The organism is Nonomuraea sp. CA-143628 (assembly GCF_050942315.1).
Classification (GTDB): Bacteria; Actinomycetota; Actinomycetes; order Streptosporangiales; family Streptosporangiaceae; genus Nonomuraea.
Genome location: NZ_CP192072.1, coordinates 11,299,604 through 11,320,682 on the forward strand (window position 1 = coordinate 11,299,604; position 21,079 = coordinate 11,320,682).

Annotated in this window: 18 protein-coding genes; 8 read left to right on the forward strand and 10 right to left on the reverse strand. The window is 71.0% G+C overall.

Annotated elements, in window-relative coordinates:
• Nucleotides 1-126 precede the first annotated feature (126 nt).
• From ACQP2T_RS51050 to ACQP2T_RS51070, 5 genes are read right to left on the reverse strand one after another with little or no spacing between them, the layout of a single operon-like run.
• Nucleotides 127-1,392 (reverse strand): ABC transporter substrate-binding protein, encoded by a 1,266-nt coding sequence (locus ACQP2T_RS51050; RefSeq protein ID WP_433512032.1) that lies wholly within the window; start codon nt 1,390-1,392, stop codon nt 127-129.
• Nucleotides 1,393-1,397: 5 nt separating this feature from the next.
• Entirely contained in the window at nt 1,398-2,405 is a 1,008-nt protein-coding gene (locus tag ACQP2T_RS51055) for a branched-chain amino acid ABC transporter permease (protein WP_433512033.1), read from the reverse strand.
• Complete coding sequence (locus ACQP2T_RS51060; RefSeq protein WP_433512034.1) at nt 2,402-3,283, reverse strand: branched-chain amino acid ABC transporter permease; 882 nt, start codon at nt 3,281-3,283, stop codon at nt 2,402-2,404. Before ACQP2T_RS51060 ends, ACQP2T_RS51055 begins: the two co-directional genes overlap by 4 nt.
• 2 nt (nt 3,284-3,285) lie before the next feature.
• Entirely contained in the window at nt 3,286-4,002 is a 717-nt protein-coding gene (locus ACQP2T_RS51065) for an ABC transporter ATP-binding protein (RefSeq protein ID WP_433512035.1), read from the reverse strand.
• Complete coding sequence (locus tag ACQP2T_RS51070) at nt 3,999-4,757, reverse strand: ABC transporter ATP-binding protein (RefSeq protein ID WP_433512036.1); 759 nt, start codon at nt 4,755-4,757, stop codon at nt 3,999-4,001. Before ACQP2T_RS51070 ends, ACQP2T_RS51065 begins: the two co-directional genes overlap by 4 nt.
• A gap of 183 nt (nt 4,758-4,940) precedes the next feature.
• Here ACQP2T_RS51070 and ACQP2T_RS51075 point away from each other — a divergent pair, with 183 nt between their 5' ends.
• Genes ACQP2T_RS51075 through ACQP2T_RS51090 form a run of 4 tightly spaced genes read left to right on the forward strand, consistent with a single transcriptional unit; the run spans nt 4,941 to nt 9,463 of the window.
• Nucleotides 4,941-6,332: a PucR family transcriptional regulator gene (locus ACQP2T_RS51075; protein ID WP_433512037.1), complete on the forward strand. Its 1,392-nt coding sequence runs from the start codon at nt 4,941-4,943 to the stop codon at nt 6,330-6,332.
• Complete coding sequence (locus ACQP2T_RS51080) at nt 6,319-7,800, forward strand: long-chain-fatty-acid--CoA ligase (protein ID WP_433512038.1); 1,482 nt, start codon at nt 6,319-6,321, stop codon at nt 7,798-7,800. The genes ACQP2T_RS51075 and ACQP2T_RS51080 overlap by 14 nt, the downstream gene beginning before the upstream one ends.
• Nucleotides 7,801-7,847: 47 nt before the next feature.
• The gene (locus tag ACQP2T_RS51085; protein ID WP_433512039.1) at nt 7,848-8,627 is read left to right on the forward strand and encodes an SDR family oxidoreductase; all 780 of its coding nucleotides are present in this window, start codon (nt 7,848-7,850) and stop codon (nt 8,625-8,627) included.
• Complete coding sequence (locus ACQP2T_RS51090; protein ID WP_433512040.1) at nt 8,624-9,463, forward strand: SCO6745 family protein; 840 nt, start codon at nt 8,624-8,626, stop codon at nt 9,461-9,463. The genes ACQP2T_RS51085 and ACQP2T_RS51090 overlap by 4 nt, the downstream gene beginning before the upstream one ends.
• Before the next feature lie 38 nt (nt 9,464-9,501).
• Here ACQP2T_RS51090 and ACQP2T_RS51095 read toward each other — a convergent pair whose 3' ends face one another.
• Nucleotides 9,502-11,640 (reverse strand): alpha/beta hydrolase-fold protein, encoded by a 2,139-nt coding sequence (locus tag ACQP2T_RS51095; RefSeq protein WP_433512041.1) that lies wholly within the window; start codon nt 11,638-11,640, stop codon nt 9,502-9,504.
• Nucleotides 11,641-11,828: 188 nt separating this feature from the next.
• Between ACQP2T_RS51095 and ACQP2T_RS51100 the strand changes: the two genes are divergently transcribed.
• The gene (locus tag ACQP2T_RS51100; RefSeq protein ID WP_433512042.1) at nt 11,829-12,641 is read left to right on the forward strand and encodes an SAM-dependent methyltransferase; all 813 of its coding nucleotides are present in this window, start codon (nt 11,829-11,831) and stop codon (nt 12,639-12,641) included.
• Nucleotides 12,642-12,693: 52 nt separating this feature from the next.
• Here the strand turns inward: ACQP2T_RS51100 and ACQP2T_RS51105 are convergent, their stop codons facing one another.
• Complete coding sequence (locus tag ACQP2T_RS51105; RefSeq protein ID WP_358536262.1) at nt 12,694-13,485, reverse strand: SigB/SigF/SigG family RNA polymerase sigma factor; 792 nt, start codon at nt 13,483-13,485, stop codon at nt 12,694-12,696.
• 179 nt (nt 13,486-13,664) lie between these two features.
• Nucleotides 13,665-14,441, reverse strand: coding sequence for a phosphotransferase (locus ACQP2T_RS51110; protein WP_433512043.1), 777 nt, complete (start codon nt 14,439-14,441; stop codon nt 13,665-13,667).
• Nucleotides 14,442-14,569: 128 nt separating this feature from the next.
• Here ACQP2T_RS51110 and ACQP2T_RS51115 point away from each other — a divergent pair, with 128 nt between their 5' ends.
• Nucleotides 14,570-15,313 carry an SDR family oxidoreductase gene (locus ACQP2T_RS51115; RefSeq protein WP_433512044.1) on the forward strand — a complete coding sequence of 248 codons (744 nt, stop codon included), beginning with the start codon at nt 14,570-14,572 and terminating at the stop codon, nt 15,311-15,313.
• Here the strand turns inward: ACQP2T_RS51115 and ACQP2T_RS51120 are convergent.
• Together ACQP2T_RS51120 and ACQP2T_RS51125 are read right to left on the reverse strand one after the other, a co-directional pair.
• On the reverse strand, nt 15,310-15,948 hold the full coding sequence (locus tag ACQP2T_RS51120) for a hypothetical protein (RefSeq protein WP_433512045.1): 639 nt from the start codon (nt 15,946-15,948) through the stop codon (nt 15,310-15,312). The two genes, ACQP2T_RS51115 and ACQP2T_RS51120, sit on opposite strands and share 4 nt — an antisense overlap.
• A 76-nt stretch (nt 15,949-16,024) precedes the next feature.
• Nucleotides 16,025-16,720: an SDR family NAD(P)-dependent oxidoreductase gene (locus ACQP2T_RS51125; protein ID WP_433512046.1), complete on the reverse strand. Its 696-nt coding sequence runs from the start codon at nt 16,718-16,720 to the stop codon at nt 16,025-16,027.
• A gap of 143 nt (nt 16,721-16,863) precedes the next feature.
• On the opposite strand from ACQP2T_RS51125, the gene ACQP2T_RS51130 reads away from it, so the two are divergent.
• Complete coding sequence (locus ACQP2T_RS51130) at nt 16,864-17,706, forward strand: helix-turn-helix transcriptional regulator (RefSeq protein WP_433512047.1); 843 nt, start codon at nt 16,864-16,866, stop codon at nt 17,704-17,706.
• 156 nt (nt 17,707-17,862) lie between these two features.
• Nucleotides 17,863-20,913 (forward strand): BRCT domain-containing protein, encoded by a 3,051-nt coding sequence (locus ACQP2T_RS51135; protein ID WP_433512048.1) that lies wholly within the window; start codon nt 17,863-17,865, stop codon nt 20,911-20,913.
• Nucleotides 20,914-21,079 lie beyond the last annotated feature (166 nt).

The window sequence follows — 21,079 nt, forward strand, 5'->3', positions numbered from 1 at the left end:
GAAGGCGCCCGAGCGATTAGCGAGGACCATGCTTTTGTGGGGGTGTGGGGGGCGCTGAGCCCCCCACCAGGCGCAGCCCGAAGCCCAGTGCGCGACAGCGCCCCCGAAAGCGAAGGCCCATGCTTGTCAGCCCGTCAACGGCCCGAACTCCTTGCGGGTGTCGATCACGTTCCCGAACAGCTCCCACCTCTCGCCCTTGAACTTCATGAGCTGCATCGACTCGATCGGGAAGCCGTCATCGGCGGCGGTGTTCATTGTCACCCCGGGGAGCAGCATGTTGATCTGCACGTTGTTCAGGCTGCGCATCGCGTCGCGCAGTCCCTCGCGGGTCGGGCACTTCGCGGCCGACATCGTCTTGTTGAAGGAGTCGGCCACGGCCCAGCCGAAGGTGAAGAACGGTACGTTCGGGTCGGTGCCCGGGGCGTACTGCGCCATCTTCGCCTTGTAGAGCTTCATCTCCGCGTCGTCGTTCCACGTCGCGTCCCTGGGGTCCTTGTAGTAGGTGGAGGACACGACGCCCTGGACGTTCTCGAAGCCGACGGGCTTGAGCACGGTGATCGAGGCGGAGACGTTGTTGAGGATGTGCAGCGGGTTCCAGGTGGTGTTCTTGGCGTCGGCGGCCAGCGCCTGCGAGCCGAACTTGGGCGTGGTGATGTTAAGAAAAACATCCGCCTTGGACCCGGCGAGGTTGCGCATCTGCGGGTCGACGCTCGGGTCGGTCACCTCGTAGCTCTGCTCCCCGACGACCGTGATCCCGCTGCCCTCGATGGCCTTTTTGAAGCCGCCGAACAGGTCCTTGCCGAAGTCGTCGTTCTGGTAGAGCACCGCGACCTTGGCGGCCGGTTTCTCCTTCTTGAGGTATTGGGCGTAGACGCGCGCCTCGGAGATGTAGTTGGGCTGCCAGCCGATGGTCCACGGGTGCTTGGTGTCGGTGCCCCACTTCGAGGCGCCGGTCGCGACGAAGATCTGCGGCACCTTCTGCTGGTTGGTGTAGTCCCAGGTCGCCGTCGTCGAGGGGGTGCCCAGTGTCTGGAACAGCGCGAACACCTGCTCCTGCTCGACGAGCCGGCGGGCCTCCTCGACCGCCTTGGGCGGCTGGTAGCCGTCGTCGCGGACCACGAACTCGACCTTGCGCCCACCGATGCCGTTCTTCTCGGCGTTGATGTAGTCGAAGTACGCCTTGATGCCCTTGGGGATGTCACCGTAGGCCGAGGCGGGTCCCGACAGCGGGTAGATGCCGCCCAGCTTGATGCTCTTGTCGGTGATGCCGGTCGTCTGCTGGCCCTGGCACGGCCCCGACGCCGTGGTGCCCGGCTCGGTCCCGCCCCGCCCCCCGCAGGCCGCCACCGCGGCCAGGAGCATCGCCGTACAGCCGATAACGGATACGCGCATGCCTGTTACTCCTTCCGGAGGGTCTTCTTGATCGAGTACGCCGCGCGGCCCGCCAGCCCGGCCAGGCCGGTCGGGGCGACGTACATCACCGCGATGATCAGCAGGCCGAAGACGACGCCGGGCGCGGCGTCGTTCACGCTCTGGGCGATGCTCGGCACGAACATGACGAACAGCCCGCCCAGCAGCGGCCCCCAGTACGAGCCGAGGCCGCCCACGACGAGGCCCGCCAGCAGCGTGATCGAGAGCGTGACGACGAACGAGTCCGGCGAGACGAACCCGATCACCCACGTGTAGAGGCAGCCCGCGATCCCGGCGAGCATCGCGCTCCAGGCGAAGGAGAGCGTCTTGTAGAACGACAGCCGCACGCCCATGACCTCGGCCGCCGCCTCGTTGTCCCGGATGGCGTGCAGCGCCCGGCCGACCCGCGAGCGCAGCACGCTGCGGGTCACCAGGAACGCCACGACGGCCACCGCCAGCGTGAGGAAGTACAGCCACTGGTCCTCGGCCAGTCCCGTCCACGCGGGGGGCGCCGGCTTGGCCAGTGTCAATCCCATGGAGCCGCCGGTGACCGACTCGAACCGTTTGAGGAGCGGTACCAGGAAGATCGCGATGGCCAGGGTCACCAGGGCCAGGTAGAGGCCGCGCAACCGGACGGCGGGCACGCCGAACGCCAGTCCCAGGGCGAACGCCACCACGGCGGCGGCCGGCAGCGTGGCCGGGTACGGCACGTCCCAGCTGTGCAGCAGGATCGCCGTGGTGTAGGCGCCGACGGCGAAGAAGGCGCCGTGCCCGAGCGAGATCTGGCCCGCGTGCCCGACGAGCAGGTTCAGCCCGAGCAGCGCCACCGCGTAGATCAGCACCATGGTGAACTGGAAGACCCGGAAGGGCACCAGCTGGAAGGGCGCGTAGACGGCCAGCGCGAGCAGCAGCGCCACGACGATCCAGCGCCAGTTCGCGGGCACCCGCCACCGCCGAGCGACCCGCGAACCGGTCGCCTCCACAGACTCGCTCATACCCGCTCCACCACCGCTCGCCCGAACAGCCCTTGAGGCCGCAGCAGCAGGACGCCGAGGATGATGACCAGCGGCACCCCGATCTTGAGATCCGATCCGATGAAGCCGACGTACGCCCCGGCCAGCGTCTCGGCCACGCCGACGATCAGGCCGCCCACGACCGCGCCCAGCGGGCTGTCGAACCCGCCGAGCGTCGCCGCCGCGAAGGCGTAGATGAGCACCCCGCCCATCAGGTTGGGGTCCAGGAAGAGCAGCGGCGCCACCAGCACGCCCGACACCGCGCCAACCGTGGCGGCCAGGCCCCAGCCGAGCGCGAGTGTCCAGCCCACCCGGATGCCGACGAGCCGGGCGGACTGCGGGCCGGCGGCCACCGCGCGCATGCCCAGGCCGATCTTGGTGTGCTGGAAGAGCAGGTACAGCAGGCCCATCACCACGGCGACGACGCCGAGGATGCCCAGCGTCGAGTACCCCACGCTGACGCTCCCTGCCGTGAACGCGCCCTCGGGGAACGGGTTGGGGAAGTCCTTGATGGTGAACGACCAGATCCACCCGGCGGCGGCGTTCACGAAGATGAACAGCCCCACGGTGACGATCACCACGGTCAGCTCGGGAGCGCCTTCGACCGGGCGGATGACCACCCGCTCGATGAGCATGCCGCCCGCGAACGACACCACGAGCGTGATGACCAGCGCCAGCCAGAACGGCAGCCCGGCGGCGGTGAACTGCCAGGCCAGGTAGGTGGAGAACATCGCCAGCTCGCCCTGGGCGAAGTTGACGATGCCGGTGAACTGGTAGATCAGCACCAGCGCCAGGGCCAGGCTGGCATAGATGGCGCCCGCGCCGAGCCCCTCGACGACCTGCTGCAGGAAGCCGGCCATGGCTAGACCCGGTATCCGAGGTAGGACTGGGCGACCTGCTCGTCCGCCCTGATCCGCTCCGCCGTGCCCGACAGCACGATCCGGCCGGTCTCCAGGACATGCGCCTGCTGGGCGATGCCGAGGGCGAGATGGGCGTTCTGCTCGACGACGACCACGGTGGTCCGCTCCTGTTCGTTGATCGCCCGCACGATGCGGAACAGCTCCCGGGTGACCAGCGGCGCCAGGCCCAGTGACGGCTCGTCCAGCAGGAGCAGCCGGGGCCGCAGCATGAGCGCGCGGCCGATGGCCAGCATCTGCTGTTCGCCGCCGCTGAGGCTGCCCGCCGTCTGCCGCAGCCTGGGCTTCAGCGCCGGGAAGTAGGTGTAGATGCGGTCGAGGTCGGCGTCCACGCCGGTTCTGCCCCGGCGTACGTAGGCGCCCAGGCGCAGGTTCTCCTCGACGGTGAGCGGCATGAACGTGCCGCGGCCCTCGGGCACGTGGGCGACGCCGCGCCGGGCTATCGCGTCCGGCGAGCGGCCGGTCAGCTCGGTCCCGCCGAGCCGGACGCTGCCGCGCCCGCGGACCATGCCGGACAGCGCCCGCAGCAAGGTTGTCTTGCCGGCGCCGTTCGGCCCGAGTATCGCGCAGATCTCCCCTGGACCGACCGACAGGCTCAGCCCGTGCAGCACCTTCGCGTCGCCGTATCCGGCGACCAGGTCCGTCACCACCAGATCGCTCATACGGCGGTCCCCAGGTACGCCTCGATGACCCCGGGATCGCGCTGGACCTCGGCCGGGGCTCCTTCGGCGATCTTGCGGCCGAAGTCCAGGCAGACGATCCGGTCGCAGATCCCCATGACGAAGCCCATGTGGTGCTCGACCACGACCATGGTCAGGTCGTACTCGTCGCGGATCGCGCGCAGGACGCCGGCGAACTCCTCGACCTCCGCCGAGCTGAGCCCGTTCACCGGCTCGTCGAGCAGCAGCAGCTCGGGGCGGCCGACCAGCGCCCTGGCCAGCTCCACCCGCTTGAGCGTGCCGAACGGGAGCCCGGCGGCCGGATGGTCGGCGACCTCGCTCAGCGCCAGCCGGTCGAGCACCGCGTCGGCCTCGGCGCGCAGCCCGGCCTCCTCGCGGCGCACGCCGGGCAGGCGCAGGCCCGCCGTGAGGAAGCCGGCCCGGCCGCGATGGTGCGCGCCGACCAGCGTGTTGTCGCGGACCGACATGCGCGGGAACAGGCCGAGGTTCTGGAAGGTACGGGCGATGCCCAAGGCCGCGATCGCGTGCGGAGGTACGGCGAGCAGGTCCCGGCCCTCGTACTCGACCCGGCCCTCGTCGGCGTCGTGGCGGCGGGTCAGGCAGTTGAACAGCGTGGTCTTGCCCGCGCCGTTCGGCCCGATGAGCCCCACCATCTCGCCGCGCCGCACCGAGAAGCCCACGCCGTCGAGCGCCGTGATGCCACCGAATCGGACCGTGAGTTCGCTTACCTCCAGCACTCCGGCCTCCCGCTGACGGTGAGCGGCGAACAACGTGCTGAAAGCGTAGAAGTCACCCGTCCGGCACCACATTGGGCACGGTCACCCAAGATGCGCCTCGGCTGTTGTCCGCCGGGCACAGGGTCTGTCTCGGACCGGTTACGACCTGTTGACCGCCTGGCAAAGTGCATGGATCATCCCGGCATGTCCGGTGGTTTCAGCACGGAAACGCTCACCGGTTCGGCGACGGTCCGCGTCCAGCGCACGCGCATCCTCTCCGAGCTCCTCGATCATCTAGCCGACCTCGCCGACACGGCCGTTCAGACGATGCGGGCCGAGATCCCCGCCTACGCGGCTCAGGATGAGAACTTCCTCGCCGACGTACGCGACCAGGTGGTCCGCCACTACCGCAGCACGCTGGCCGTGCTGCTCGAAGACCGCACGGTCACGCTCGACGACATCGCCTTCGCGCGCCGGGCCGCCATGCGGCGGGCCAGGGCCGGGCTCGCCCTGAACGACTACATCAACGCCTTCCGCGTCGGCCAGCGGGTCTTCTGGGGGTCGGTGCTGGAGCGGGCCGGCCACTCGGCCGCCGGCCACGAGGCCGCGCTCTCCCTGGCGGCTCCGATCATGCGTTACTGCGACTTCGCCAGTACGCACGCGGCCAACGCGTACATGGAGTTCCAGCACTACGCCGCGGCGGAGGCCGTACACGAGAGCAGGGACCTGCTGGAGACCCTGCTGGCCGGCGGCGCGCCCACGCGCGGCGGGCAACTGGCCGCGGCCCAGGCGTACGGCCTGGGGTCCGAGACCCGCACGCCCCTGGTCGTGGTGATCGCGGTCCTGCTCGGGCCGCGCGCGCTCGCGACCGGCGTCACCACGGGCCCCGACCGCGGCGTGGACGCGCGGCACGCGGCCTGCGCGGCCATCTCCAGGGCCGGGGCGAACGGCACGCGGACGCTGTCGGTCGTCCGGCAGTCGGAGATCGTCGCCATCCCGGCGCTCGGCCCCGGCGGCGACCCGGAGGAGCTGTGCGAGCGGCTGCAGGCCGTGCGCGAGAGTCTCATGGGCGAGGGGATAGTGCTGGCGATGGGCGTCAGCACGGTCGCCGCCGGGACGGCCGGGATCCCGCAGGCGTATGACGAGGCCCGTACCGTGCTGGAGTTCCTGCCGGAGGACGGCGGCGTGGCCGCGCTCCCCCGGCTCTCGCCGTTCCAGTATCTGGCGCTGAGGGCCGACGACACCGCCCGCCACCTGGTTGATCCGCGGATCACCGCGCTCCTGTCCGAGGACCGGGCGCGCGGCGGCGTGCTCACCGCCACGATCCGCGCCTTCGCCGCCGCCGACCTCAACCTGCGCGCCTCGGCCGAGCGGCTGCAGATCCACCCCAACACCGCTCAATACCGGCTGCGCCGCATCCAGGAGCGCACCGGTCGCAGCCTGCGCCGGATCAGCGACCTGCTCGACCTGCTCGTGGCGATCGCCCTCCACGACTCTCTACCGCCCAACACCAACCTCGGGCGGCAAAGACTGGCCACCGTGACCGATGAGCGACGTGGGAGCGGGGACGTACGGTCGTTCCATGAATCTCGCTGACCGGCTCCACACCGTCGCCGATCGGCTCGGCGGGAGGACGGTTGTCACGCTCGACGACGAGGCGCTCACCTATGGCGCGCTCGACCTGATGAGCGCCCGCGTCGCCGCACTGCTGCGACTGCGCGGGATCGGCGCGGGCGATCGGGTGGCGGTCATGCTGCCGAACGTCCCGGAGTTCGCCGTCGTCTATTACGGGGTGCTGCGGATCGGGGCGGTCATCGTCCCGCTGGATCCGCTGCTGCGCAAACGGGAGATCGCCGCGTACGTCGGAGACTGCGGGGCCTGCCTGCTGATCGCCTGGCACGCCTTCGCGGAGACCGCCGAAGCGGGCACCGCCGGCACCCTGACCGACTGCTTCTTCGTCGTACCGGGCGAGTTCCAGCGGCTGCTGCGCGGCCTGGCGGCCGAGCACGACGTCACCCCGCGCGCGGACGGCGAGACGGCGGTCATCCACTACACCTCCGGCACGACCGGCCGGGCCAAGGGCGTCGAACTGACCCACGGCAACCTCGGCGGCAACGCCGCGGCCGTCGCCCGCATGCACGCGCTCGGGGTGGACGACGTCGTGCTCGGGGCGCTGCCGCTCTACCACTCCTTCGGGCAGACCTGCTCGCTCAACGCCACCGTCCAGGCCGGGGCGCGCCTCACGCTGCTGCGGCGCTTCGAGGCGGGCCGGGCGCTGGAGGTCATCCGGCGGGACGGCGTCACGGTCTTCCAGGGCGTGCCGACCATGTACATCGCGCTGCTCGACCATCCGGGCGCCTCCGATTTGTCGCTGCTGCGCATCCTGGTCTCCGGCGGGGCGGCGCTCCCGCTCGACGTGCTGCGGGCCTTTCAGACGCGGTTCGGCTGCTCGATCATGGAGGGGTACGGGCTCAGCGAGACCTCGCCCGTCGCCTCGTCCAACCGGGGCCGCAACGGCACCCGGCCGGGGTCGATCGGCCGCCCGATCAAGGACGTTCAGATGAAGGTGGTCGACGAGGACGGCGGCGAGGTGCCCACGGGCCACATCGGCGAGATCGTCGTCCGGGGACCCAACGTGATGAAGGGCTACTGGAACAATCCCGCCGCCACGGCGGAGGCGATCCGCGACGGCTGGTTCCACACCGGCGACCTCGGCCGGGTCGACGAGGACGGGTTCTTCTTCCTGGTCGACCGCCGCCGCGACGTGATCATCCGGGGCGGCTACACCGTCTACCCGCGCGAGGTGGAGGAGGTCCTGTACGAGCATCCCGCCGTACGGCAGGCGGCGGTCATCGGGGTCCCCCACCCGGAGCTCGGGGAGGAGATCGCGGCCGTGGTGACGCTGCGCGCGCCGGTCGAGGCCGACGAGCTGCGGGCCTTCGTCAGGGAGCGGGTGGCGGCCTACAAGTACCCCCGGCACGTCACGTTCGCCGACGAGCTGCCCATGAGCCCCACCGGCAAGGTCCTCAAGCGCGCCATCGAGACGTTGACTCGCCACCGGTAGTAGAACTACGTTCTGGATACCGGGCGGTCGGTTAGGAAGGTGGCTTCATGCGGGTGCGGGACAAGGTCGTCGTCGTCACGGGGGCGGCGAGCGGGATCGGCCGGGCCATGGCGCTCAGGTTCGCCGCCGAGGGGGCGGCCGGGGTGGTGGTCGCCGACCTCGACGAGGCGGGCGCGGGCGCGGTGGCCAAGGAGATCGGCGACCGGGCCCTGGCCGCAGGGACCGACGTGTCGGTGGAGGCCGAGGTGGCCGCGCTGGCGGAGACGCCCTTCGGCCCGCCCGATCTGTTCTGCTCCAACGCGGGCGTCATCGCCGGGCACGGACTGGACGCCACCGACCAGGAGTGGGACAGCCTGTGGTCGGTCAACCTGCGGGCCCACGTGTACGCCGCGCGGGCGGTCGTACCCGGCATGGTCGAGCGCGGCGGCGGCTACCTGCTCAACACCTGCTCGGCGGCCGGACTGATCAGCTGCCCCGGCGACGCCCCCTACGCGGTGACCAAGGCGGCGGCCATCTCCTTCGCCGAGTGGGTCTCGATCCACTACGCGACCAAGGGTGTCAAGGTCAGCGTGCTGTGCCCGCAGGGCGTACGGACCGCCATGCTGGAGCGCGGCGTCGCGGAGGATCACCTGACGGCCCGCGCGGTCGGCGCGTCCGGGGCGATCCTCGACCCGGCCGACGTGGCCGGGACGGTGGTCGAGGGGCTGGCGGCGGAGCGCTTCCACATCTTCCCGCACCCCGAGGTGGCCGACTTCGCCCGCCGCAAAGCCGACGATCCCGACCGGTGGCTGGCCGGGATGGCGCGATTCGTGGACTCACTGTCATGAAGGGGGACGCTGACATGAAGGCGGCACGACAGGCTTGGCGGCGGCTGGAGCCGGTGCACGGCATGATCTACTTCGTCTCCGAGGGCCGGAAGCGGTACGCCGCGCTGGGGCTGAACGGCCGCTCCGGCTACTTCGCCTCGCGCGGGGCGGCGCTCGGCCGCGCCTCCGCCGAGCTGGTCATCGCGACCTTCTACAACTTCCACCCCGACCTCGTACGGGAGGCGCTGCCTGCCGCCTGGGACCTGGCGACGCCCGAGCAGGTGCTGGCCGCGCGGTACGAGGCGGCCGACGAGGCACTGCGCCGGGCGGGCATCCACGAGCAGCCCGAGCTGGACACGGTCCTCGCGCTGGCCCGCCGCGCCGCCGAGGCCGCCTGCGAGCATCCGCAGGGCCGCCCGCTCTTCGCCGCGCACGCCGCGCTGGCCTGGCCGGACGACCCGCTGCTCCAGCTGTGGCACGCGCAGACGCTGCTGCGCGAGTTCCGTGGCGACGGGCACATCAGCACGCTGGTCACCGAGGGTGTCGGGCCGCTGGACGCGCTCGTGCTGCACGCCGCCAGCGGGGAGGTCCCGGTGGACTTCCTCAAGCTGAGCCGGGCCTGGCCGGAGCCGGAGTGGGCGGCCGCCGGGGAGCGCCTGCGCGAACGCGGGCTCCTCGACGGCCACACGCTCAGCGCCGAGGGCAAGACGCTGCGCCAGCACATCGAGGCCCGCACCGACGCGCTGGCCCTGCCCGCCTACTCGGCGCTGGGCGAGGAGGGCTGCGAACGGCTCGCCGAGCTGGCCCGCCCCTTCGGCCGGGCCATTGTCGACGCGGGCCTCCTCACCCCGGGCTGACCTCGTCGGCGCGGGCCCTTCAAGCCGCGCCGATCGCGTCACCCCTTGGTGGCGGGCAGGCCGGTGGACGGGTCGATCGTGGTGGTGAAGACGTCGCCGTTGCCCAGTGCCTGGCCGCCGGTCGGTGTGCCGTAGGTCAGGCCGGAGACGGCCACCTGGCCCGACGGGGTGGCGGCGGCGTACAGGTTGACCTCGGAGAACGGGTCGACGCCGTCGTCACGGGCGGTGCCGAGCTGGGCGGCGGCCTGCTGCTTTCCCTTGCCGTCGAGCCGGACCGTCAGGACGTCGGCCGCGCCCGCCACCACACCCACCCGGCCCCGCGTGTATCCGGCCAGCGCGACCGCGCCTCCGGGCAGTGGCACCACGGCGGCGCCCTCGTCGGCGGCCGGGGTGGCGACGGTGGCCTGCCAGCGCTGCTTGCCCGCGCCCGTGTACGCCGCCGCGACCAGGTCACCGCCGACACCCCCGGTGGCGACCGCGAGGCCCGCCATGGTGACGGCCACCGCGTTCAGCCGGTCGTCGCCGGTGCCGCCCACTGTGGTGGCCCACTTCCGGGCCCCGTTCGGGTCGTAGGCGGCGAGCCAGCCGTCGAGGCCGCCGAGCGCGGTCGTGCCCGGTAGAGCCGAGGTCGCGCTGCCCGTCACGTACAGGTTCGTCCCGTCCGAGGCCACGCCGTACGCCTTGTCCTCGCCCACCCCGCCGTACTGCCGGACCCAGGAGAGCGCGCCGTCGGCGGACAGGCGGGCGACCAGCGCGTCCTTGTCACCGCTGTTGGCCCCGTCGAGCGCACCCTTGGTGTAGCCGGCCACGTAGGCGCCGCCGTCAGGGGCGGCGGCCAGGCCGTAGAGGCGGTCGGCCACGCCGGGCGCGCCGAACTGGGTGAGCCAGCGGACCGCGCCCTTCGCGTCGAGCCGGACCACGAACGCGTCGTCCGTGGCGTTGCCCGCGTGGTGACCGTCCAGGTCGCCCTTGGTGTAACCGGCCGCTAGCACGCCGCCGTCGGGCAGCGGCGCGACGCCGTACAACCGCTCGTCGGCGGCGGTGCCGAGCTGCCTGGTCCAGCCGTCCGCTCCGCCACGGACCAGGACCGCGTCAAGACGTCCGGCGTACGGCTGGCCGCCGACGGGCCCGCTCGCCGCGAACCCGGTGGTCAGCGAGCCGTCGGCATGGGCCGCGACGCCACCGGCCCAGTCCTGGGCGGCCGTGCCGTACAGCGGGGCGGGCAGCCCGGCCGGCGGCGTGACGCTCAGCCCCGGGACGAGCTCGGCCATCGCCTGCTCGAACGCGGGCGCCCAGACGGTCCAGTCGTGGCCGCCGTCGAGCACGCGCAGCTGCGCCGAGACCGCGGGCGAGCGCCGGGCCGCGTTGTAGAGCGCGGCGGACTCGAAGTCGAGGTCGTGCTGGGCGTCGGCGGGGTCGGGGTTGGCGTACTCGTCGTCGCCGACGGCCACGAACAGCCGTACGGGCAGGTCCTGGTCGAGCTTGGGGAGCAGGGCGGGGTAGTTCAGCTCCCGGTACACCGCGTCGGCGAACTTCTCGCCGCCCTGTCCGTAGGCGCCGTAGTCACGCGTGGAGGAGTCGCCCGGCGGCAGCGGCGTGTAGACGGCCGGGCTGAGCACGATGGCGCTGCCGAACAGGTCCTGGTGGGCCAGCGCGAAGCGCAGCGCGCCCGAGCCGCCCATGGAGTAGCCGCCGACCATGCGGGCCTGGCGGATCGGCGCCGTGCGGTACGTCGCGTCCACGTGGGCGACCAGGTCGCGGGTCAGCGCCGTCTCGACCGGCCGTCCTGGCAGGTCGGAGCCGGTGTAGCGGGAGTCCACGTACCAGCTCCCGCGCTCGCTCCACGGCGCGTCGGGCATGACGGCGATGAGCGGCGGTATCCGCCGGGTCCGGATCATCGCGTCGAGCGTGTCCTTGACCCGCGTCCACGCCTGCATCGTGTCGCCGCGGCCGTGCAGCAGGTACAGCACCGGGTAGCGATCGGCGCTCTTGGCGTAGCCGTACGGCAGGTAGAGGTTGTAGGCGATGTTCTCCCCCAGCGCCGCCGAGGGCGCGGCGGCCGCGGTGATCGTCCCGGTCCGGCCGGCCCGCACGCGTGCCTCTCCCGGTACGGCCAGCAGGACGACGAGGGCGAGGGCTATGAGCGCACCGACACCGCTCCATCGAGATAAGGGCATCGGTTGCTCCCTGTAAACGTTTACCGAACAATCTGTCCGGTAGTGCAGGAGAGTTTCCTGGCGCCCTTTGATCCGTGTCAAGTATTCAAATGATCACATGTCGTGATTCCTGCGATTTGCCGGTGAAATGACCTCTAGGCTGAGCCGAGATAAGCCCTCCTTTTACCGCGACGACCTGGGGACCCCTGATGACCGAGGACGCGAACGACGACGTCATGGAACAGCTCAGCCGCATAGACACCTCGGTGGCCCATCCGGCTCGCGTCTTCGACTACTGGCTGGGTGGCAAGGACCATTACGCCGCCGACCGCGAGACGGGCGAGCAGATCCTCGAGGTCATGCCGGAGCTGGCCGTCATCGCCCGCGCCGAGCGGGAGTTCCTGGCCCGCGTGGTGCGGCACCTGGTCGTGGAGGAGGGGGTGCGCCAGTTCCTCGACATCGGCACCGGCATCCCGTCGGCCGACAACACCCACGAGGTGGCCCAGGCCGCCGCGCCCGAGGCGCGCATCGTGTACGTCGACAACGACCCGATCGTCCTGGCCCACGCCCGCGCACTGCTGCGCGGCACCGACGAGGGCCTGACCACGTACGTCGACGCCGACCTGCGCGACCCGGAGACGATCCTGGAGCACGCCGCCAAGGCGCTGGACTTCACCCAGCCGGTCGGGCTGATGCTGCTGGGCGTGGTGGAGTTCGTACCGGACGACGAGCAGGCGTACGCGGTCGTCGCCGAGCTGATGCGAGCGCTCCCCTCGGGCAGCTATCTGACCGTCGCCTCCAGCGTGAGCAGCCCGGCCATGGACCGCGCCGCGGCCATCTGGAACGACAGCGGCGCCACGCCCATCACGATCCGTACCATCGATCAGCTCATGGAGTTCTACAAGGGGATGGAACTGGTCGAGCCGGGCATGGTGTCGCTGCCGAAGTGGCGTCCCGAGCCCACCACCCAATATCGCGGCCAGGAAGTGTCGCAATACGGTGCGGTCGGCCGCAAATCCTGACGCCACCGCCCCGGCCGGCGTGGCGCCGGCCGAAGCGGTGTGAACTCGGGCCTCAGTCCGACAGGCCCTTCCGCAGGTCGTCGAGGACCTTGCGCAGGATGCGCGAGACGTGCATCTGCGAGATCCCGAACTCCGCGGCGATCTCGGCCTGCGTCATGTTGCCGTAGAAGCGCAGCAACAGGATCTTCTTCTCCCGTACGGGCAGCGCGTCGATGAGCGGCTTGACGGCGTGCTTGTCTACCAGGGAGTCGAGCGATTCGTCGTGTTCGGGGATGACGTCGCCGAGGGAGGCGGAGTCGTCGTCGACACCCGTCGGGGCGTCGAGCGAGAGCGTGCTGTAGGCCGCCGAGGCGTCCATCGTGAGCAGCACGTCCTCCTGGGAGATCTTCATCTTCTCGGCCAGTTCGGCGACCGTGGGGGCGCGCCCGAGGGTCTGGCTGAGGTCGGAGACGAGCTTGTTGAGCTCGGAGCGGCGCTCCTGGTAGACGCGCGGCACCCGGATGGCCCAGGTACGGTCCCGGAAGTGGCGCTTGACCTCGCCGGTCATGGTGACCACGGCGTAGCCCCTGAAGTCGTGGCCGAGCTCGGCGTCGAAGCCGTTGATGGCCTTCATGAGGCCGACGTAGGCGGCCTGGCGCAGGTCTTCGATGGGTTCGCCGCGGTAGCGGTAGCGGCGGGTGATGTCGTTGGCCAGCCACTCGTGCATCGCCACGAGACGCTCGCGGATCCGTACCTTGTCGAGCTCGGAGGTCTCCGGCTTGACCATTTCGACCAGGAGTTGTTCGGCGGTCATCTCGCTGAGCACGAGTGCCTGAGGCTGAGCGTGAGCCTGCTGGACGGTCATTCCTGCTCCTCATATCTACTGCAGGCGGTCCCGTCCAAAGACAAAAGCCCAGACAGAGACACGCCTCGATAACACGAGACGAAGCCCTCTGCTGGACTTCGCTTTCATTATCCCCCATTTTCCGGAGATGTCACGCCCGCGAGCTCACAAAAGGGTCACGCACCCCGGCGAGCGGCCCCTCAGCCGCGCTCCCAGAAGGCCTCCGGCAGCGCCTCGATCTCGACCACGGCCTGTTCGAGGTTCGCGGCGAACGGCAGCAGCGCCTGGTAGACCGGCTCACCGCCCTCGGCGAGCCGGCGGATGACCTCGGCGTTCATCCGCGCCCGGTCGACCACCTCGGAGCGGAACGCCGTACGGTCGCCCTCGTAGCCGTAGGCGTCGAGCAGCAGATGCAGCCGCCGGGAGCGATCCTCGAACGCCGTGAACCCCTGCTCCGTGACGACCCGCCGAGCGTGCAGCGGAACCCACGTCAACGCGCTGTAGGCCAGATCGCGCTCCCGCGAGGACGGCCCGGCGGTGTCCCAGTCGACGAACCCGACCAGGTCGTCCTCCTGCCACACCGCGTTGTAGGGAGAGGCGTCGTGGTGCCCGATGACCAGTCCCGGCCGCCAGGGACGCCCGGTGAACCAGACGGCGTCCGGCTCGGGCACGAACGTCGCCGTGGCGTCGTGCAGCCGCCGCATCCAGGCCCCGACCTGCTTGAGCGCGCTGTCCGACCAGGGCCACGCGGGCCAGGGAACCTGCTCCCCGATCGTGTCGCCCTGGAGATAGGTCAGCACCTCGCGCCCTCGCTCGTCGAACCCGAGGACCCGCGGCGCCCCCTCGAACCCGGCCGCCTCCAGATGAGCCAGCACGGTGTGGACGGTGCGCGTCCAGGGGTTGGCGGGCCGATGGACGGTATCGCCGATGCGTACGCCGCCGACATGCCTGCCACCCGGCAGGGGCTGCTCATCCATGAGGCCGTTTCTACGCCTGGGCCACCGCTCACCGCACCTGGTTTTCGCCGGCCGGGACTGTGTCCACGCCGTCCTCGGCAGGCAGCGCGATACCGTTTCGCACGTCAGCCACAGAAGGAGAGATCATCATGCGGATCGCGATCGCCGGTGCGACCGGAAACATCGGCGCCCTCACCGTCGCCGCCCTCGAACGCGGCGGGCACGAGGTCGTGCGGATCAGCCGCTCGCTGGGCGTCGACCTGTTGACCGGTGACGGTCTCGACGACGCGCTGGCCGGGGTCGAGGCGGTCATCGACGCCACCAACGGACCGGCGACCGACCAGGCCGAGACGGTGGCCTACTTCGGCACCGCCACGCGAAACCTGCTCGCCGCCGAGGAACGAGCCGGCGTCCGTCACCATGTGCTGCTCTCGATCGTCGGGATCCATGACATCGAGGGCAACGCCCACTACGCCGGCAAGCGGGAGCAGGAGCGCCTCGTGTCCGAGGGTGCGGTGCCGTGGACGATCGTCCCGGCCACGCAGTTCCACGACTTCGCCGCGCTGGTGACGAGCTGGACCGAGCAGGACGGCGTCGCGACGATCCCGCCGCTGCTCGTACAGCCGATCGCGCCCGCGGACGTGGCCGACATCCTCGCCGAGATCGCGGTGGGCGAGCCGCGGGGACGTTACGTCGACGTCGCCGGGCCCGACCCGCAGGACCTGGTGGACATGGCCCGGCGCACCAACGAGGCGCGCGGCCGTACGGTGAAGCTCGTGCCGACGTGGTCGGCGGTGTTCGACCCGGCGGCGGCCGGCAACGCGCTCCTGCCCGGCAAGGACGCCCGCATCGCGCCGACCACCTTCGACGAGTGGCTCGCGCAACAGCGCTAGCCCGGCGGGGCAAGACGGATGATCTGGTCGCGGAGGGCATCGTCCAGGGCCGCGTTGAGAAACCCGTTGTCGACGCCATGATCACAGCCCAGCACGACCGAGACCCGGGCAGGTGGCCCTTCCGTGTATCCGAACAGGAGATCGAACCAGTCGTCCGGATTACAGCTGATCCCATTCAGGATCTCCTTATCCCCAACATCCAGGGCGTTCAGCGTTTCCGCCAGCGATCCTGCCGTCCGACTGCCGTGCTCACGCCGCGGATCCCTCTCACCAGCCCTGGTCGCACGTCTGCACACCAGGACGGAGATGGGCTCGTCGGTCACCATCCGCTCGTCCTGGCCCCGGCGCCCGCCGGGTAGCCGGCAGGGGTCGTCGGGGCGCACGAGCCGCCAAGTTCCGGTGGTCATCGGGCCGCCCATCAGCGTGCATATGACCTCGCGCTCCTTCGTGCTGACCGGAAGGTAGCCGAGGTCGCGGGCCATGGCCTCGGCGTCGCCGGTCAGGGTCCGTGATCCGGCCAGCCGCTCGCCGCCCATGCGGGTGTTGTCGCCCGGGTACGCGCAGATCATCGCGGCGACCGGCCTGCCAGGTACGAGGTAGTCCCTGGCCCCGTCGATCTGCCCGGCGGCAGGCATCCAGCCACCGGCGTGCTGGCCTCCCCACTGTTGCGGGCACCACGTCACCGACACCGATGAGGTCGCGGCGGCCGCGTTACCAGGGTGCCACTCCGGCGGGGTCGAAGAACGCCCCGGTGGGCCCGTCGGCGCCCAGCAGCGCGGCCCGTACGATCGGGGCCGCGCCTTCCTCGACGGTCTGAGTCCCGCTGAAGTGGTTGAGATCGGTGGCGGTGTAGCCGGGGTCGACCACGTTGACCCGCAGTTCGGGGCAGACCCTCGCGTATTGGACGGTCAGCATGGCGAGCGCGGCCTTCGAGGCGGTGTAGGCCAGGGCGGGCACCTTGGACTCGATGCGGTCGGGGTCGTGGACCCGGGCGAACGACCCGAGGCCGCTGCCGACGTTGACCACGACTCCATGCGTGCTGCGCCGCAGCAGCGGCAGGAACGCGTGGGTCACCCGGACGACGCCCACGAGATTGGTGTTCAGAACGGCCTCCATGTCCGCCCCGGTGAACTCGCTCGCCGGAGGCGCGCCACCGGCGATCCCCGCGTTGTTGACCAGGACGTCCAGGGCGCCCTGCTCCTTGTCCACGAGGTCCGCGGCCGCCTGGACCGACGCCTCGTCGGTGACGTCGATGAGCAGCGGCAACGCGCCCAGCTCCTTCGCCGCCCGCCGGGCGTTGTCCTCGTTGCGTGCGCCGATGTAGACGGTGTGGCCCGCTGCGACGAGTTGGCGGGCGGTCTCGAAGCCCAGGCCCTTGTTCGCTCCGGTGATCACTGTCGTTGTCATGACTCCAGCCTCACGCCGCCGTCGCACCTCGTACCAGCGAAGGGTCTTCCTGGGAACGCCTGTACCAGGCACGAGCGGGCGGGTGGGCTTCATGGGAAAACCCGTACCAGGCACGAGCGGGCGGGTGGTGCGACGATGGCGGGGTGAGCGGCAACGGCGAACTGGCGACGATCCTGCGGGTCTGGCGCGAGCGGCTGCCCCCCGCGCAGGCGGGCCTGCCCGCCAATGGGCTGCGGCGCACGCGGGGCCTGCGGCGCGAGGAGCTGGCGATGCTGGCGGGCGTGTCGGCCGACTACATCGTGCGTCTGGAGCAGGGCCGCGCCTCGACACCCTCGGCGCAGGTGTGCTGCGCGCTGGCGCGGGCGCTGCAACTGGACGACGCCGAGCAGACCCATCTCTTCGTGCTGGCCGGCCACGCGGTCGGCCGTGAGCGGATCGGCCAGTTGGTCCCGGCGAGTGTACGCAGGCTGCTGAACCGGCTCGATGATCACCCGATCGCCGTGTACGACGCGATGTGGACACTCATCCTCTGGAACCGGCCCTGGGCGGCGCTGATGGGCGACCCGTCGGCCCTCGACGAGGAGGAGCGCCATGTGCTCTGGCGCGCCTTCACCGGCCAACCGCACCGGATCGTCATGACACCCGCCGAGTGGACGGCCTTCGAGCGCTCAATGGTCGCCGACCTCCGGCGGACCGCCGCCCGCTACCCCGACGACCCGCGGCTGCAGGCGTTCGTCAAGCAGCTCCGCGAACTCAGCGACTCCTTCCGCACGCTGTGGGACGCCCACCTGGTCTCTGACCACCATCAGGCGACCAAGAGCGTCGACCACCCCGAGGTGGGCAGAATCGACCTGGACTGCGACATCCTCACCAGTCAGCACGGCGACCTCCGGATCGTGATCTACACCGCGCAGCCGGGCAGCGAATCGGAGACCAAACTCGCCCTGCTCGCCACCATCGGCACCCAGACCATGACACCCGGCTAAGCCGGGAGGTCCGGCGACGGCGGCCGTGCGCGGGACCCCATGGGCGGGCGAACGTGGTGGGCGGGGAGGCCGATTGCGGGCTCCCCGCCCGAGGCCCGGCGCAGTTTCAGGTCATATTGGGTGAAGTGTCGGCCATCTCCGCTACTGTCGCTCGACATGATCATCCGTGGCAGACAGATCGTGCTGGCCGGGCGGTTCAGCAAAGTGTCGAAGGACGAGGCCAAACGCGGTCTGGAGGCGCTGGGCGCGGAGGTGAGCGGATCGGTCTCGGCGAAGACGGACCTGGTCTTCACCGGGGCGAAGTCGGGGGCCAAGGCCGGTCCGGCGGCGGTGCGCGGCATCCCGATCCACGATGAGGACGCGCTGGTGGCCGTGCTCAGTGGGCCCGGCGCCGCGCGGCCGTTCACCGGGGTTCCGGACGAGCGGATGAGCCCCGTCGAGGCCCTCGCCATCCTCGAGAACGCCGACTGGTCCGCGTTCTCGCCGGAGCGCGACACCGTACCGCTGCGGGCGGCCCTTCAGGCGTTGGAGAGCGCTCACGGCGTCACCGACGCGCATCTTCTCGCCACCGCCCGGCTTCGTGAAGCGGGCGCGCTGCTGCGCCACTCCGATGTGCACCGCGGCCCGGTGAACGGTCACGCGCTCAGCCCGGACGGCCGTCACCTCGCGGTCGGGAGCTGTGCCGTCGACGACCACGAGCGGGGCGGCGTCCTGCAGATCTTCGAGGTGGCCACCGGCCACTGCGTGCACGCGATCGACGGCATCACCGGCGGTGTCGGCTTCGACGGCCACGCACGCGGCCTGCAGTGGTCGGCGGACGGCAGCAGGATCGCGCTGGAGTACAACACCAACATGACCGGCGTGTGGGAGGCGTTCGGCACCGCCCGCGAGCCGATCGCCGACGCGTTCTTCCGCTCTTCGGGCAGGCCGGCGGGCATGGCCTTCGCCCCCGAAGGCAGGCGTGCCTTCGTCTACGGCGGGCGGCCGGGCTTCCTGAGGAATGTCATCGTGGCGATGCACGAAGGCTCGGTCGCCGGGCCGCCGGACGCCCATCCGGAGGGAACCGCGCCGATCGAGTTCAGCGCGGAGAAGTTCCGGGAAACCTGGGGCGAGGAGCCCGGATTCGCCCTCGTGCGGGCCTTCTGGTCGCGCGACGGCTCCCGGATCTACGGACAAGCTCAGCGAAATGTGGCGATCTCCCTCGACGTGGACAAGCGGCAGGTCTCCTGGGTGCTGCGGCTGGACGACGAGCCGGACGCGGCCTCGCCGGAGTGGAGCCTGGACGAGCGGCTCCTGGCCTACCCACGTGGCGGGAAGCTGGTCATCGCCGACGCGCTGACGGGCCGGGCAAGGGTGGAGCTCGCCGGTCACCCCGGCGCCGGGGTGCTGTGCTGGGGGCCGGGCGGCCGGCTGGCGGTAGTGGACCCGGCGGGCGGGACCGTCACCGTCATCGACGGAACGACCGGAGAGCACCGCCACGACCTGAACGTGCGCGCCGCCGCCCGCGACCCGCACGACACGGACGCCCGGTCGTGGGCCTGGTCGCCGGACGGAGAGCGGGCCGCGTGCGTCACCGCCGAGGGGCGGATCGAGATCTGGTCGCTCGGCGAACGCCCCGAGCGGCTGCGCATCATCGGCAACCTGGCCGACGGTTTCGGCGTGGAATGGCCCGCCGATGACGTACTGATCGCGATCGGTACGCACGCGGTGCGCTTCCTGCGTCCCGGCACCGGCACCGGCACTCGCACTGGCACTGGCACTGGCACTGGCACTGGCGCGATCATGGTCGAGCACCCCTTCCACCACGCCCCGTCCCCCCGCCGCCCGCTGGTGTTGGCCGGCCGCGACCTCGGTGACCGGCTCCGGCCCAACCCGGCGTTCGCGCTGGACGAGGAGACCTGGGCGGCGGCGTTCGAGGACGGCACGGTCATCGCGCCGCCCGGCCGACAGGATGATCTCGACGACCGGCTCTGCTGGTCGATCGGCCGCCGCTTCGCCTGGCCGTATCGCTGGGGCGAGCAGCGGACCTTCCCCGATCCCGCCCACGCCGGTGCGGCGGCGGCCACACCGGAGACCGAGCGGCTGCTCGCGCCGTTCCGGGGACGCGGCAGCACGGCGGAGACGATGGGTACGTGGCCACCACCCGACACCGCCACCGTCACCGACCTGATCACGGTGGCCCGAGGCACACTCGTCGACCTGGCCCGTGCGAACGTGTACGTCCGAGACGGCTGGATCGCCGACACACTCCAGCAACTCGCGATGATCCACGTCCGGCGCGGCGAAGCGGCCGAGGCTCGCGAACTGGCGCTCGCGATCCCGGAACACGAGCGGCGTCCCGGACACCGCGCGCGGATCGCGCTCGCGCTCGGCGCGGCCGGATACGACGCGGAAGCCGCCGCCGTCTTCCCTCACGCGGCTCACGACCTCGCGGACGTGAGCAACGGGGCGAACGTGAGCGCCGGGGTGGACATGGCGGCGATCGCCGGAGCCTACGCGATCCTGGGACAGCGGGAACGCGCCGAACGGTGGTTCGCCTCCGCGCGCAAATTCGCCGACGCCACCCATGATTCGATCTGGACGCACTGGCACATCCGCCTGCCGCTGATCTGGGCGCTCACCGAATGCGGCCGGGAACAGGAAGCCCGCGTCGTGCTGGACGAGGGCGTCTCCTCGCCGTTGAACGACGGTGTGCCCTGGCTGGTGTGCCTGCTCCGACGGGGCGAGACCGAGCTGGTGCGCGAGCTGATCGGGGAGCGGAGCGGGCGGAGAGACCCGGAGAGACCGTTCGCCCACAGGGAGAGCTGGTTCGAAGACGGGTTGACCGCTCGCGCACTCACCGTCTATGGGCAGCCGGATTTGCTCCGGTTGTGGGGCGAGATCAACCTGTGTCAGGTGGAAGACGACCTGCCGGTGGCCGAACGGATCGCGGCCGAGGGCAGACCCACCGGCCCGACCGCCGCCCAGTTGACCGATCTCGCCACCCGGTACGCGGAACTCGCGCAACTCTCCCACGCGGCCCAGCGGCGAAAGGCCGCGGATGTGGCTTGGGAAGCGGCGGAGTGCGGCCACATCAGCGCCGTACTCGACCTGCTGCCCAGGCTGAGCGGGCCCCTCAAATACGTGCTGGGCGGCAACTCGCGCACCCAGATCGCACTCAGAGCCCTGCAGACCATCGTGATCGGGGTGGGCGTGGACGTGTGGTGATCCCGCATAAAGTGCACCGCCCTGAGTTCCAAGATCTCCGACGTGACGGTGACGCGCAGCGCGCACCACAACCGGCCCGAAAGTGCCACTCCTCCCCCCGCACGACCTCAGCGTGCCGCCCCCGGACGAACGCCTGTATGGCCATACCGTCAATGTTGCTCTGAGT